The 14,598-nt window shown below is 65.4% G+C and carries 11 protein-coding genes and 1 pseudogene; 4 read left to right on the plus strand and 8 right to left on the minus strand.

All coding sequences use genetic code 11. The features are described from left to right. Positions 1-162: 162 nt before the first annotated feature. From PE067_RS05805 to PE067_RS05820, 4 genes are all read left to right on the plus strand, one after another. The gene (locus PE067_RS05805) at positions 163-741 is read left to right on the plus strand and encodes a DUF2927 domain-containing protein (protein WP_276188309.1); all 579 of its coding nucleotides are present in this window, start codon (positions 163-165) and stop codon (positions 739-741) included. 108 nt (positions 742-849) lie between these two features. Continuing rightward, positions 850-1,971 carry an SPFH domain-containing protein gene (locus PE067_RS05810; protein WP_276188242.1) on the plus strand — a complete coding sequence of 374 codons (1,122 nt, stop codon included), beginning with the start codon at positions 850-852 and terminating at the stop codon, positions 1,969-1,971. Positions 1,972-1,982: 11 nt separating this feature from the next. Next, complete coding sequence (locus tag PE067_RS05815; protein WP_276188244.1) at positions 1,983-3,293, plus strand: zinc ribbon domain-containing protein; 1,311 nt, start codon at positions 1,983-1,985, stop codon at positions 3,291-3,293. A 16-nt stretch (positions 3,294-3,309) separates the two neighbouring features. After that, on the plus strand, positions 3,310-4,230 hold the full coding sequence (locus tag PE067_RS05820; RefSeq protein WP_276188245.1) for a carbohydrate kinase: 921 nt from the start codon (positions 3,310-3,312) through the stop codon (positions 4,228-4,230). 346 nt (positions 4,231-4,576) lie between these two features. On the opposite strand, the gene hflX is transcribed toward PE067_RS05820, so the two are convergent. The 8 genes and pseudogenes from hflX to PE067_RS05860 form a co-directional block, all read right to left on the minus strand. Next, on the minus strand, positions 4,577-5,884 hold the full coding sequence (hflX, locus tag PE067_RS05825) for a GTPase HflX (protein WP_276188246.1): 1,308 nt from the start codon (positions 5,882-5,884) through the stop codon (positions 4,577-4,579). Then, positions 5,885-6,118, minus strand: coding sequence for an RNA chaperone Hfq (gene hfq / locus PE067_RS05830; RefSeq protein WP_276188247.1), 234 nt, complete (start codon positions 6,116-6,118; stop codon positions 5,885-5,887). Between the two features lie 104 nt (positions 6,119-6,222). Next, positions 6,223-6,855 carry a potassium transporter TrkG gene (locus tag PE067_RS05835; protein WP_276188248.1) on the minus strand — a complete coding sequence of 211 codons (633 nt, stop codon included), beginning with the start codon at positions 6,853-6,855 and terminating at the stop codon, positions 6,223-6,225. Further along, on the minus strand, positions 6,798-7,814 hold the full coding sequence (locus tag PE067_RS05840) for a hypothetical protein (protein WP_276188249.1): 1,017 nt from the start codon (positions 7,812-7,814) through the stop codon (positions 6,798-6,800). The genes PE067_RS05835 and PE067_RS05840 overlap by 58 nt, the downstream gene beginning before the upstream one ends. Positions 7,815-7,822: 8 nt before the next feature. Continuing rightward, positions 7,823-9,199 (minus strand): Trk system potassium transporter TrkA, encoded by a 1,377-nt coding sequence (gene trkA / locus PE067_RS05845; RefSeq protein ID WP_276188250.1) that lies wholly within the window; start codon positions 9,197-9,199, stop codon positions 7,823-7,825. Positions 9,200-9,364: 165 nt separating this feature from the next. Beyond that, positions 9,365-10,753: a sigma-54 dependent transcriptional regulator gene (locus PE067_RS05850; protein WP_276188251.1), complete on the minus strand. Its 1,389-nt coding sequence runs from the start codon at positions 10,751-10,753 to the stop codon at positions 9,365-9,367. After that, entirely contained in the window at positions 10,750-13,014 is a 2,265-nt protein-coding gene (locus tag PE067_RS05855; RefSeq protein ID WP_276188252.1) for a PAS domain-containing sensor histidine kinase, read from the minus strand. The genes PE067_RS05850 and PE067_RS05855 overlap by 4 nt, the downstream gene beginning before the upstream one ends. Positions 13,015-13,101: 87 nt before the next feature. After that, positions 13,102-14,593, minus strand: a pseudogene (locus PE067_RS05860) (response regulator). Positions 14,594-14,598 lie beyond the last annotated feature (5 nt).

The following is a 14,598-nucleotide window of genomic DNA, read 5'->3' on the forward strand; positions in this document are numbered from 1 at the left end:
TGCGCACGGATGACGGGCGGTCGCTTGGCGCGATCACCCCCGAACAACTGACCGAAGCCTTTGTCCAGACCGCGCTGCATGACGAATACAGCCGCGACGGCGACAGGTTGGTCGCGCGCCGCCAGGCCGCCGCCCTGCGCCGGTGGGAGGTGCCGCGTGAACATGCAGGTCGAATACGGCGCCTCGATCTCGCCCGCGCAGCGCGGCCGCATCGGCAGCGACATCCGCAGCTTTGCCGCGCGTCTGCAACGGGCGACCGGCCATCCGGTCTCCGTCACGCAATCGGGCGGCAATTTCCTGGTCCTGTTGTTGTCCGAGGACGAACGCCGCGCCTCGGGCCCGCGCCTGTCGGCGCTGGTGCCGGGCATCCCGGCCAGCGATGTCGCCGCGCTGACCGATCTTGCGCCGCAGAATTACTGCACGGTCTTTGCCTATTCGCGGGGCAATGGTTCGTCCTATGTCCGGGCCGTGGCGCTGATCCGGTCGGAACTGCCCAACCGCCTGATGCTCAGCTGCATCCACGAAGAGCTGGCGCAGGGCATGGGTCCCGCCAATGACAGCCCGACCGTCCGCCCCTCGATCTTCAACGATGACGAAGAATTCGCCCTGCTGACTTATCACGACGAACTGCTGCTGCGCATCCTCTATGACCCGCGCCTGCACCCCGGCATGCACGAGGCAGAGGCCCGCCCCATCGTCCTGCAGATCGCCCGCGAACTTCTGGCGGGGCAAAGCGTTTGATAGCGTAGCACCGCCGCGCCCCCCTTTCTGACGGGCGCCAGAATCCAACACGATCCCGCCGCGCATGGGCGGGATGACCAACAGGACCGACCCCGGAAAGGCAATCAGATGGCTATTTTCGACATCCTCGGCGGCGAATTCATCGACATCATCGAATGGACCGACGACAGCCGCGACACGATGGTCTATCGCTTTCCGACCGTCGGCAAGGCGATCAAATACGGCGCCAAGCTGACCGTCCGCGAAGGTCAGTCGGCGGTTTTCATCCACGAAGGGCAACTGGCCGATGTCTTTGGCCCCGGCCTTTACATGCTGGAAACCAACAACATGCCCGTGCTGACCCGGCTTCAGCACTGGGACCACGGTTTCCGCAGCCCGTTCAAGTCGGAAATCTATTTCGTCAACACCACCCGCTTCAACGACCTGAAATGGGGCACCCGCAACCCGGTCATGCTGCGCGATCCGGAATTCGGCCCGGTCCGCCTGCGCGCCTTCGGCACCTATTCGATGCGCGTCAGCGATCCCGCGAAATTCATGCTGGAAATCGTCGGGACGGATGGCGAATTCACCCGCGATGAAATCAGCTATCAGTTGCGCAATGTCATCGTGCAGGAATTTTCGCGGATGATCGCGGGATCGGGCATCCCGGTGCTGGACATGGCCGCGAATACCGCCGATCTGGGCAAGATCGTGGCCAAGGCGATTGCGCCCACGATTGCCGAATACGGCCTGACCATCCCCGAATTCTACATCGAAAACATCAGCCTGCCGGACGAAGTCGAAAAGATGCTGGACAAGCGGACCTCGATGGGGATCGTCGGCGACCTGAACCGCTTTGGCCAATATGCCCAGGCCGAGGCGATCCTGAACGCCTCGAACAACCAGGGCGGCGGCATGGGTGCGGGGCTGGGTGCCGCGATGGGCGTCGGCATGGGCATGGCGATGCGTCAGGGGCCGTGGGGCGCGGTGCCGCAGGGCCAGCAGGCGGGCGCGGCGGTCCCCCCGCCGCTGCCGCAATCGGAAAAGGTCTGGCATATCGCCGCGAACGGTCAGGCCGATGGCCCCTATGGCCGCGCCGATCTGGGCCGCCTTGCACGCGAAGGGCGCTTTACCCGCGAAACGCTGGTCTGGACGCCGGGTCAGGACGGCTGGCAGCCCGCCGATGACGTGGCGGAACTGGCGCAGCTTTTCACCGTCTCGCCCCCGCCCCCGCCGCTGCCCGGTAACTGAGCCGACACAAGATGCCCTCGGCCCCGAACCAATACCGCTACCCCTGCGAGAATTGCGGCGCCAGCCTTGAATTCTCTCCGGGGCAGCAAAAACTGGTCTGCCCCTATTGCGGCCACGAACAGGACATCGGACCGGGCGCCTCCCGCGCGCCGGGACGGCAAAGCGATGGCGGCGCCGATGGCAGCGGCGCAATCCTGCTGGATCCGTCGACGGGCCGGGCGCTGCAATGGGACGCGGGCCACAAATCGCCCGAACTTGCGGAAATCCCGCTGGAAAAGGGGCTGCGCATCGACCGCGACAGCGACCTGACCGAAAGCCATCGCACGCTGTCCTGCCCGAATTGCGGATCGAAGATCGAGGTGACCTCGGAACAGACGGCCTCGACCTGCCCGTTCTGCGCAACCCCGGTCGTGACCGATACCGGCCGGACGCGGCTGATCAAGCCGCAGGGCGTCCTGCCCTTTGTCATCAGCGAGGCGCAGGCGAAATCCGCACTGGAGGATTGGCTCAGCGGGCTGTGGTTCGCGCCTTCGGGCCTGACCGCCTATGCCCGGCGCGGGCGCAGGATGGCCGGGGTCTATTCGCCCTTCTGGACATTCGACGCCACCACGCGGTCGCAATATTCCGGCCAGCGCGGCGATTACTATTATGAAACCCAATGGGTCACGACCGTCATCGACGGCAAGACGCAGCAGGTGCCGCGTCAGGTCCAGAAAATCCGCTGGACCCCGGTCAGCGGGCGGATCGGGCGGCATTTCAACGATGTGCTGGTGCTGGCCGCGACCTCGCTGCCGCGCCGCTTTACCGATGCGCTGGCGCCCTGGGACCTGTCGCATCTGGCGACCTACCGCCCCGAATACCTGTCGGGCTTTCTGGCCGAGGGCTATACCGTCGCCCTCGCCGATGGCCACCAGATCGCGCGGCAGGAAATGGCGGGCGTCATTGCCATGGATGCGCGCCGCGACATCGGCGGCAATGTCCAGCGCATCGACCGGCTGTCGACCGACTGGTCCGGGGAAACCTTCAAGCATATCATGCTGCCGATCTGGTCCGCCGCCTATCGCTACAACGGCAAAAGCTATCGCTTTGTCGTCAATGGCCAGTCGGGCCGGGTGCAGGGCGAACGGCCGTGGTCGGTGTGGAAAATCGCGCTGGCGGTGCTGCTGGCACTGATCGTCGCAGCGGTGATCGCCTATGGCAGCCAGGCGATGAGCGCCGAGCCTGCCCATGCGCCGACAGGCGCAGTTAGCGCAAACATTTCTTTCCCTGCCCGTCATGACCTTGGCAGAGCCATTCTCGGGTATCAGCCACGAACGGGATAGGACCAAGAGGGGCAAGATGATCCTTTGCGCAGGTGGATCGCTGATCGACATGGTGCCGGGTGAAGGCGGTTTCCGGCCCCTGCCCGGCGGCGCGGTCTATAATACGGCGGTGGCGCTTGGCCGTCTTGGGGTCAGCACGGGATATCTCTGGCCGATCTCGACCGATCCCTTCGGGCAGGCGCTGGTCGCGCCGCTGACACAGGCAGGCGTCGATATCAGCCTGTGCCCGCGCACCGACCGGCTGACGACGCTGGCCTTTGTCACGCTGACCGGGTCGGAAGCGCGCTATTCCTTTTACGACGAAGGTTCGGCCGGGCGGATGTTTTCGGCGGCCGAACTGCCCGATCTGCCGCAAGAGGTGCAGGCGCTGTTCATCGGCGGCATCAGCCTGGTTCCCGACCCCTGCGGCGCCGCCATCGAGGTGCTGGCCGAACGCGCCCGCGCGCGCGGCATCCCGGTGATGCTGGACCCGAATATCCGCCCGTTTTTTATCAAGGACTCTGCGGCCTATCGCGCGCGTCTGGAACGGCTGATCGCGCTGGCGGATTTCGTCAAGCTGTCGGCGGATGATCTGGACTGGCTGGCCCCCGGACAGGACCACGCCGAAACCGTCGCCCGGATCCTTGCCGCAGGCCCTTCGGTCGTGTTCCGCACCAGCGGCGCCGAGGGCGCGACCGCGCATCACGCGGGCGGCGCGCAAAGCGTCCCGGCGCAACGTGTCACCGTCGCCGATACGATCGGGGCGGGCGATACCTTCAACGCGGGCGTTCTGGCCGCGCTGGCGGCGGCGAGCGCCCTGACCGCGCGCGCCCATGATCTGGCCCCGCTTGATCAGATCTTGGCCGATGCACTGGCCCACGGCATCCGCACGGCGGCCATCACCGTGTCACGCGCAGGCGCCAACCCGCCCTGGGCGCACGAATTGGGTCAGGGCTGAGCCGCAATCGCGCGGCAGAGGGCGAAAAGATCCTCTGCCTGCAATTGGCCACGCGCCACATGACAAGCCGCAACCGAATGCGGGGGCGGAAGGCAGCATCACGCGCTGTGGCGGCGGTTGCTGGATCACCCGCAATCGCGCGCGCGAAGGGGCGCCCGTCTGTCCCGGCTGACCCGTTTCTGATGACTGTCGGCAAACAAAGGCGTGGGTGGCGCAAAATCCGTTTCGGGCGATTCTGCGGAACGGATTGGCGCGGTTCCGGGGGCTTCACGCCCCTGCACGGCAGGAAACGGCGGATGCGATCAAAAGGCTTGATCCGCGCGGCAAGGAACCTCGGCGGGCCGGGTCACAGCGCGGCGAATTCCGCCTGCTGGCGTTCGGTCCAGCGCACGTCCAGACGCAGGCCATCCTCGGTCTGGGTTTCCGCGGTCACGACGCCCTTGCCATGCAGCCATGCACGGCGGCGGCCATCGCCATGGGCCAGCATCACGACATCGTCCTGCACCGGTTCGGACAAGGCGACGGTCAGGGCCTGATCAATGGTGTCCAGCAGATCGTCCAGACCTTCGCCGGTCAGCGCGCTGACCGCCTGAATCGCATCATGGCGGCGGTCGGTGCGGCGCAGCGCAGCGCGGGTTTCAGGCGACAGCGCGTCGATCTTGTTCCAGACCTCGACCAGCGCCACGTCATCGGCGACACCCAGACTGTCCAGAATATCGCCGACATCGCCGGCCTGTTCCTCGGTTTCCGGGTGGCTGATGTCGCGGACATGCAGGATCAGATCGGCCTCCAGCACCTCTTCCAGCGTGGCGCGGAAGGCGGCGACCAGTTCATGCGGCAGGTCGCTGATGAAACCCACCGTATCCGACAGGATCACCCGCCGCCCCGAAGGCAGGCGCAACTGCCGCATGGTCGGGTCCAGCGTCGCGAAAAGCTGGTCCTTGGCGACCACGTCCGCGCCGGTCAACCGGTTGAACAGCGTCGATTTTCCGGCGTTGGTATAGCCCACCAGCGCGACAATCGGATAGGGCACCTTGGCGCGCGACTTGCGGTGCAATTCGCGGGTCTTGACGACCTTTTCCAACTGGCGGCGCAGCCAGGTCATCTGTTCGTCGATGGCGCGGCGGTCGGCCTCGATCTGGGTTTCGCCGGGGCCGCCGACGAAACCAAGCCCGCCGCGCTGCCGTTCAAGGTGGGTCCAGGCCCGAACCAGCCGGGTGCGCTGATAGGCCAGCGCCGCCAGTTCGACCTGCAGGACGCCTTCGCGGGTCTGGGCACGGTCGGCAAAGATTTCCAGGATCAGCCCGGTCCGGTCCAGAATCTTGACGCCCCATTCCTTTTCCAGGTTGCGCTGCTGCACCGGCGTCACCGGCCCGTCGATCAGCACCAGCTCGGCGCCCTCGCCATCCGCCGCAGCCTTCAGCTGTTCGGCGATTTCCTGACGCTTGCCCTTGGAAAACAACATGCCCGCTTCGGGGCTGCGCAGGCGCACGACCTCGGCCCCTTCGACCGTGATCGCGGGCAGGGCATGGGCCAGCGCCACGGCTTCCTCCAGCGCAAGGCCGGGTTCGCGACGTGTGCGGGAATTTCCCAGATCGGGATGCAGGACATAGGCCCGCGTCGGGCGGGACTCGGTCTCTGTCAGTTCGCCCAATCAGTCCTCGCCTTCGTAAAGGCTGATCGGCTGGCCCGGCATGATGGTGGAAATCGCATGTTTATACACAAGCTGCGACTGACCGTCACGGCGCAGAAGAACGCAGAAGTTGTCGAACCAGGTGATCACGCCTTGCAGCTTGACGCCGTTGATCAGAAAGATCGTCACCGGCACCTTGCCCTTGCGGACGTTGTTCAGGAATGCATCCTGCAGATTTTGCTTGTCACCGGCCATCGAACCCTCCCGGTTCCTTCCTTATGTTTTGCCAACACTTATGTGAGCGGGACGGCCCATGCAAGCCAAGCCGTGATTATCCGCGATTTTGCCGTGGCTGCGCGCTATCTGCGCCATATTTCCGGGTTGAACAGGGCCAGAAGTGCCAAAGTTTCGATCCGTCCGACGATCATGGCGCCCGCCAGAACGGCTTTTGTCGGATCGGGCAGCCCCGCCCAACCGGCCCAGGGGGCGCCCGCAGATCCCGCAGACCCCTCGAAGGAAGGGGTCAGGGGAATCGCCCCGGCAAGCTGTCCGGTGTTGGTCAGGGCGGCAATCGACAGGATCGTCGCGCTTTCGAACTGGATCGCCTGCAGCGAAACCAGCGCCACGACGACCGCGATCGACAGCGCGAACAGCATGAAAAAGACGAAGGACAAAAAGCCGCCTTCGGCCCGCAGACGGCGCAGCATGCGCCCGCCGCCGCCGATGGAATGGGGGTGGATCAGCTTTTCCATCTCGCGTTCGCTATGGGCGGCAAGGGCATAGACGCGCAAGAGCTTGACGCCCCCCGCCGCCGTCGCGACGCCGCCGCCCATCATCGCCAGCCCTGCAAGAATCAGCCCCGGCGCGGTCAGCCCCGACCAATGCCGGGCGCCCTGCCATTCGACGGAATTCCAGCCTGTCGTGGTCAGATAGCTCAGCCCGTTGAACATCCCCCCCCAGGCCGCCGAAGCCGCGCTGTCGATCCGCGCCATGAAGCCGTTGCCATTGTTGCCATAGCTGATTTCCAGCGCGCCGATGAAATGGCGACCGAACAGGATCGCAGCGACCGACAGCACCACGGCAGCGGCCAGCCGCAATTCGGGGTCGCTGCGCCAGCTTTCGCTGGCCAGCAACTCTCCGCCCCCGGCCAGAAGCGCCGCGACAGCGCCGGGATCAGAAAGACGAAAATCGCGATTTCGCCGGGGATACCGCTGACCTGACCTTCGTGCCCGGTCTGGATGGCGATGCCGCTGGTCGACAGCGTGCCCATCGCCCGGCTCAGCGCCATCGGCCCGGTGTCGCCCAGCATCAGCAACAGCATCCACAGCCCAAGCGTCAGCCCGGCATAGACCGGAAAGACATCGCGCCCGGCCCGCAAGACGCGCATCACCGGGTCGCTGGCCCCGGCCGCCGGTGCGACATGCAGCCCCTGCCCCCGCTGCGGGCCGCCCTCCTGATAGGGCGAGGACATGATTTCAAACCCCCCGATGCGCAAGGGCGCCATGATCGAAATCGCCGCGACCAGCATGAACAGCCCGCCCATCCAGCCGACCAGCGCCCGCCACAGATGCAAGGGCGCGGGCAGCGCCTCGGCCGAATACAGCGAGGCGCCGGTGGTGGTCAGGCAGGACACCATTTCCCACCATGCGTTGAACAGCCCGGTATCGGGCAGCGCGACCAGCACCGGCACGGCCAGCATCACGGGCAGCAGAACCATCGTGCCCAGCATCGTCAGCAGCATGGTCCGCGTCGTATCCCCCGCAGGCGCCGCCGCTGTCGCCAGCGCCGTCACCGCGATCAGCACCAGCGACACGGCCGAGGACATGGCGAAGATCCGCGCCAGTTCGTCCTGTTCCAGCGCCGCCGCATAGGCCGCCGGCACCAGCATGGCCAGCGCCCCCACCCCGGCCAGGATCACCATCAAAGGCAGGTGGCTGAGCAGCCGCAACATCCCGCCCCTTAGAAAAAGTCGATCGAGACCTGCAGCAGGCGCTCGACCTCGGGGACGTCATGGGCCAGCGCGAACAGGACGATGATATCGCCCTCTTCGACGCGCAGATTGCCGACGGGTTTGTGGATCTTGCCGCCCTTTTGCACCGCGCCCAGCAATACCCCTTCAGGAAAGTCGATATCGCGCACCGGACGCCCCGAAATCGGCGAGGTGGACAGGACCTGCGCCTCGATCACCTCGGCCTCGGCATCGCCGATGGAATAGATGTCGCGGACGCGGCCGTGGCGGACATGGCGCAGGATGGTGGACACGGTGGTCGCGCGCGGGTTGATGAAGGCGTCGATGTCCAATGCCCCCATCAGCGGCATCATCGTCGGGTCATTGACCAGCGAAATCGCCATTTTCGCCCCCGCCTGCTTGCCGCGCACGGCAGCGAGGATATTCGTCTTGTCGTCATCGGTGACCACGACCACGGCATCGGCCTGCGCCATGCCGGCCTCTTCCAGCAGTTCGGCGGACATGCCGTCGCCGTTCAGGACGATGGTGCGCTGCAAGACATCGGCGGCCTGTTCGGCCCGCGCCCGGTCGCGTTCGATCAGGCGGCAGCGGATGCGTTCGGGGCGCTGTTCCAGTTCTGTCGCGATCGACAGGCCGACATTGCCCGCCCCGATGATGACGACACGTTCCTGTTTCGCATGGGGTTTGCCAAAGATTTCCAGCGTGCGCTCGATATCTTCGGTCAGGGTAAAGATATAGATCTGGTCGCCCGCAAACAGCTGATCGCCGGGTTCCGGGGCGAACAGCCGCTCTCCGCGCCTGACGCCCACGACAATCGCGCTGAGGCTGGTGAACATCTCGTCCAGCTGGCGCAGGGGCGTGTTCAGCGCGGCGCAATCGGCATCCAGCGCGATCCCCAGCAGTTGCAGCCGCCCGTCCAGAAAGGTTTCCGTGTCGAAGGTCGAGGGCGTGGACAGCCGCTGCATCGCCGCCCGCGCGACCTCTCGCTCGGGGCTGATGACGACGTCGATGGGCAGATGTTCGGTGCGATACAGGTCCGAATACATCGCCTGCAGATAGGCGGCAGACCGCAACCGGGCGATCTTGCGCGAGACCTGAAACACCGTATGGGCGACCTGACAGGTGACCATGTTCACCTCGTCCGAACTGGTCGCGGCAATGACCAGATCGGCATCGCGCGCGCCGGCCCGGTCCAGCACGTCGGGATGGCTGGCAAAGCCCGTCACCGCCTGCACATCCAGCGCGTCGGATGCCCGCCGCGTCAGTTCGGCATTGGTATCGACGACGGTCACGTCGTTGCGTTCGTTCGACAGATGGCGGGCGATGTTCCAGCCGACCTGCCCCAGACCGCAAATGATGATCTTCATGTTCCGCCTGTCTTGCTTGCCGTGGGACCGTCCCGCCCCTTGCAGGATTAGCGCAAGCCGCGGCGAAAAAGAACAGGCCGCGCACATCCCCGCTGAAATCGGATCAGGAAACCATCCGCCGTCGAAACCCGGCCGCTTCCCGGCAAAACGCTGAAACCGGCGCCCTTACATCGTCGCGGCTTCCTCTTCGATGCGGACGCCGCCGACCACGCCAAGCGATTTCAGCTTGCGGTGCAGGGCGCTGCGCTCCATGCCGACGAATTGCGCGGTGCGGCTGATATTGCCGCCGAAACGGTTGATCTGGGCCAGCAGATATTCGCGTTCGAACAGTTCACGCGCCTCGCGCAGGGCAAGGCTGGTGATCTGGGGGCCAAGCGCCAGAACATCGCTGCCATCGGTGCCGCTGCCCTGGGTTTCCAGTTCCGCGGGCTGGATCGGGCCGTTGCTGTCGGCCAGAATCAGCACCCGTTCGATGACATTGCGCAACTGGCGGATATTGCCCGGCCAGCGCATGGATTGCAGCGCGGCGACGGTTTCCTCGGGCAGGGGGCGCAGCGGCAGGCCCTGCGCGGCGTTGAACTGTTCGATGAACTGTTCGGCCAGCAGCGGGATATCCTCGCGCCGTTCGGCCAGCGAAGGCACGGCAATGGGCACGACATTCAGCCGGTCATACAATTCCTGCCGGAACCGGCCCGCCGCGATCTCGGCCGCCAGATCGCGGTTGGTCGAGGAAATCACCCGCAGGTCGACCCGCACCTTGTCGGTGCCGCCCGCGCGGGTGAATTGCTGTTCGGTCAGCACCCGCAGGATCTTGGGCTGGGTGCCCGGCGGCATGTCGGACACCTCGTCGAAATAGACGATGCCGCCATGGGCCTGTTCCAGCAGGCCCGGTTCAATGCCGCGTTCGGGGGTTTCGCGGCCGAACAGCACTTCTTCCATGCGCTCGGGCTCGATGGCGGCGGATGACACCGTGACGAACGGCTGGCCCGCGCGCGGGGATTGGGCGTGGATATAGCGCGCGGCCATTTCCTTGCCCGTCCCCGGCTCTCCGGTCAGCATGACGCGGCCGTTCGATTTGGCGACCTTGTCCAACTGGTCACGCAACCGCTTGAAGGACGACGAATGGCCCAGCATTTCCGCCTGACGCACCTCGCCACGCCTGAGCTGGTTGTTTTCGCGCCGCAGCCGGTTGGTTTCCATCGCGCGATTCACGACGACCATCAACTGGTCGATGTTAAAGGGCTTTTCGATAAAGTCATAAGCCCCCTGCTTGATCGCCGCCACAGCGATTTCGATATTGCCATGGCCGGAAATGATGATGACCGGCACATCGGGATTGTTGCGCTTGACCTGTTTCAGGATGTCGATCCCGTCCATCCGGCTGTCCTTCAGCCAGATATCCAGCACCATCAACGCGGGTTCCGCGCTATTGAGTTCCGCAATCGCCTGATCGGAATTCGCGGCCATCCGCGTCGCGAAACCTTCATCGCGCAGAATGTCGGACACCAGTTCGCGAATGTCCTTTTCATCATCGACAATCAGAATATCATTCATTTCACCACTTCCTGCTCATTCTTGTTGTTGCGACGGCCGTTCAGCCGGACCGAATGACGTTCGCGCAGCAGCCGGATTTCGGCCATTGCGCCATGCGCGTCGGGGGCGCCTTCGGGCAGATCGGTCAACGAGAAGCTGCCGCCATGCTCCTCGACGATCTTCTTGACGATGGGCAGGCCCAGCCCCGTGCCGCCCGGTTTCAGCGTGACATAGGGGTCAAACAGCCGCGAGCGGTCCTCGGGCAGGCCCGCGCCATTGTCGGTGATGCGGATCGTGATCGCATCAGGGGCCGCATCCATCGTCACGCCGATGGCTGGCCTCCAATCCGGATCGGTCTGTTTTTCCGAATATTCATCAACCGCTTCGCCCGCATTCTTCAGAATATTCGTAAAGACCTGATTCATCATGCCGGGGTCGCAATCGACGATCACCGGCAGGTCGGGAATATCGGCCCGCAGCGCGCCTTTCAGCGCGTCCTGCTGCATCAGCACCGCATCGCGCAGCAGCTTGGCGATATCGGTTTCCTGACGGTCGGGTTCGGGCATCCGGGCAAAGCGCGAGAATTCATCGACGATCCGGCGCAGGTCGTTGGTCTGGCGGATGATGACGTCGGTATATTGGTTCAGCGCCTCCAGATCGTCGCCCGCGACCTTGCTGAACTTGCGCTTGATGCGCTCGGCGGAAAGCTGGATCGGGGTCAACGGGTTCTTGATTTCATGCGCGACGCGGCGGGCGACATCGCCCCAGGCCGCCATGCGCTGCGCCGACACCAGATCGGTGACATCGTCGAAGGCGACCACATACCCCTCCAGCGCGCCGGCCGAGCCGCGCCGGATCGCCATGCGCACCAGCAGGCTTTCGACGCGGCCATCGCGGGTCAGGCGGATTTCGTCCTGCACGGTTTCGGCGACCGAATGCGCCAGCCGGTCGAACAGCGGCGCGAATTCCGGCACGACATCGGCCAGCAGCAGGTCCAGATCGCGTTCCGGGTCCAGCCGCAACAGCCGCGTGGCCGAGCGGTTCAGAAAGTCGATTTCCCCTGCCGCATCCAGCCCGATCACCCCCGAGGTGACCGAGGACAGCACCGAATCGAACAGCCGCCGCTGGTCGTCGGAACTGCGATAGGCGTCCATCAGCTCGATCCGCTGCGCTTTCAACTGGCGGGTCATGCGGTTGAAGGATTCGCCAAGCGTCTGGATTTCGTCGCCGGTTTCGGTCTCGGGGATTTGCAGGTCCAGATTGCCCTGCCCGACCTGTTCCGATGCCGCGGCCAGCCGCCCGATGGGCCGCGCCAGCCGTTCCGCGAACCACAGGCCGAACCAGATCGCACCGGCCAGCAGCAGCAGCGCAAAGCCCAGATACAGCGCGGAAAATTCCAGCAGCACGCGGCCGCGTTCCTGTTCCAGCCGTTGATATTCGCTGACCGTGGCGCGGGTGTCGTCCAAAAGCCCCAGCAGGCTGCCATCAACATCGCGGGTCACATACAGGAAACGGTCCGGCAGCGGCGGCAGCGGCACCAGCGCGCGGAATTCGTCGTTGGGCCAGTCCTCGATCAGTTCCAGCCCCTGTTTCGAGGCAGCCGCGAATTCCGCCTGCGTCGGCTTTTCATACCAGAACAGATAGCTGCGTTCGCCCCGCGCCCGGATCATGCCCCCGCCATCGACGATATAGGCCTCGCGCAATCCGCGCTGGATCAGCGACTGATACAGGCCGAGGAGCTGGCGCAGATCGCCGTCATCCATCAGCGGATCCTGTCGCGCATCCTGACGCAGCAGGCTGGCCAGCGCCTGTGCATCCTTGGTCAGGTCGCGACGGTGTTCCTCCTGATAGGCTTCGGCGGCGGCTTGCGAACTGGAGACAACCTGATGGACGCGGTTCGAAAACCAGCCCTCAAGCCCGATCGAAAAGGTCAGGCCGGCAAACAGCGCGACCAGCACCGTCGGCACCAGCGCGATCCCGGCAAAGACCCGGACCAGCCGCATATGCAGCCGCGACCCCGCCGCCGATTTGCGCCGCGCGGCAAAAATCTGGACCATCCGCGCCGCGACCAGCCCGGTCAGGATCAGCAGATAGATCAGATCGGCCAGCAGGATCAGCCGCAGCGCATTGCCGCTGGTCGACTGGCCGGGGATATCCCCCATCGCCAGAAATGTCAGGATCGCCAGCACCGGACCAAGAATGACCAGCCCGATGGTCGAAATGTTCTGCAATTTGCGCTGTCTGCGCAAACGCTCCAACCGTTCCCAGGTGCGTCTGGTCAACGTGCCCGACAAATGTTCCGCCTCCGCCGCTTGCTGCGACTTTGTTGTGGCCTGCGCGTGACTGTATCGCGGCCATCTGTGGCGATTTTACATCAGTTTGCGGCGCCGTGTCACCTCGATATTCAGGTCCGTCAGCTTCTTACGCAGCGTGTTCCGATTTATGCCCAAAAGGTCGGCGCAACGTAGCTGATTTCCGCCGGTCGCATCCAGGGCGATCTGCAACAGCGGGCGTTCGACCTCGCGGATGATGCGGTCATACAGGCCCGGCGGCGGCAGTTGGTCGCCGTGCAGATCGAAATAACGCTGCAGATGCGCCTCGACCGACTGGCCAAGCCGCGCGTTCGTGGGTTCGGCAAAGGGGCGGCCCGCCGCCGGATTGGCAAAGGGTTCGGCCTGCTGCGGGCTGAGGGGCGTGGCGGTCGTCGCTGCCGGTTTTGCCGGGGCAATCGTGGCCTGACCGGCCAGCGGCGCGGCCTCGGCCAGCGCGGCCTCGACCTCGGCGGCGGTGATGTCCTCGGCGGCGGCGGTCAGGGCCAGACGGCGCATCAGGTTTTCCAGCTCGCGGACATTGCCGGGAAAGGGATAGGCGCGGATCAGCGCGGTCGCGGCATCCGACAGGCTGCGCGCGGGCAGGCCCTGCGCGGTGGCGCGGGTCAGCAGATGGCGGGCCAAGGGCGGGATATCGTCGATGCGCGCGCGCAGGGGCGGCACGGTCAGCGTGACGCCCGCCAGCCGGTAATACAGATCGGCGCGCAGCCGTCCCGGAACTGACATCGGCCTGCGGATCGGCGCCGGTCGTCGAAATCAGCCGCGGCGCATGGGCGCGGTCGGCACCGGTTTCCCACGCCTCGATGAAACCGATCAGCCGCGCCTGACCCGCCGCGTCGAAGCTGGCCGGATCCTCGATCACCAGCGTCCCGCCCCAGGCCTCTTCGCCTGCGCGCTGGATCGCCTCATCCCCGGTATCGGCCGAGGTCAGCACCGCCGCCCCCGATTCCCGGCGGTCGGACAGGTCGTGGAACGAACGCGCCACCATCGTCTTGCCGACCCCGGCCTCGCCCGCGATCATCACGGCCAGATCGGCGTTCAGCACGCGGGCGACCATGCGAAACAGGTTCTGCATCGCCGGCGCATGGCCGATCAGCGGCATTGCCGGATCGGCGACGGCGGGGGCCGGGGCGTCACCCGCGTCGGGGCGCAGGTCGGATTTGCGCACCCGCCGCGACAGCGCCTGACCGGACCGCACCATCAGATCGGGCAGGTCAAAGGGTTTCGGCAGGTAGTCGAAGGCATCGGCCTCGGTCGCGCGGATGGCGGTGACGATGGTGTTCTGCGCGGAAATCACGATCACCGGCAGGTCGGGGCGCAGACGCCGGATCGTCGGGATCATGTCGATGCCGTTGCCGTCGGGCATCATCACATCGGTGATGACCAGATCGCCCCGGCCTTCCTCGACCCACCGTTGCAACTGGCCCAGGCTGCCGGTGGCATGGACGCGGCATCCGGCGCGGGTCAGCGCCTGTGTCAGCACCGTTCGGATGGTGCGGTCGTCGTCGGCGATCAGAACGGTTCCGTCCATGGTGG

Source organism: Paracoccus sp. DMF-8, from assembly GCF_029309835.1.
In the GTDB taxonomy this organism is placed as follows: Bacteria; Pseudomonadota; Alphaproteobacteria; order Rhodobacterales; family Rhodobacteraceae; genus Paracoccus.

Excerpts from the sequence above, each read along its gene's own strand:
- PE067_RS05810 (WP_276188242.1), top strand. The coding sequence starts at position 850 with ATGGCTATTTTCGACATCCTCGGCGGCGAATTCATCGACATCATCGAA.
- PE067_RS05805 (WP_276188309.1), top strand. The coding sequence starts at position 163 with ATGCAGGTCGAATACGGCGCCTCGATCTCGCCCGCGCAGCGCGGCCGC.
- PE067_RS05835 (WP_276188248.1), bottom strand. The coding sequence starts at position 6,855 with ATGGCGCGGATCGACAGCGCGGCTTCGGCGGCCTGGGGGGGGATGTTC.
- trkA (WP_276188250.1), bottom strand. The coding sequence starts at position 9,199 with ATGAAGATCATCATTTGCGGTCTGGGGCAGGTCGGCTGGAACATCGCC.
- PE067_RS05840 (WP_276188249.1), bottom strand. The coding sequence starts at position 7,814 with ATGTTGCGGCTGCTCAGCCACCTGCCTTTGATGGTGATCCTGGCCGGG.
- PE067_RS05820 (WP_276188245.1), top strand. The coding sequence starts at position 3,310 with ATGATCCTTTGCGCAGGTGGATCGCTGATCGACATGGTGCCGGGTGAA.
- hfq (WP_276188247.1), bottom strand. The coding sequence starts at position 6,118 with ATGGCCGGTGACAAGCAAAATCTGCAGGATGCATTCCTGAACAACGTC.
- PE067_RS05815 (WP_276188244.1), top strand. The coding sequence starts at position 1,983 with ATGCCCTCGGCCCCGAACCAATACCGCTACCCCTGCGAGAATTGCGGC.
- PE067_RS05850 (WP_276188251.1), bottom strand. The coding sequence starts at position 10,753 with ATGAATGATATTCTGATTGTCGATGATGAAAAGGACATTCGCGAACTG.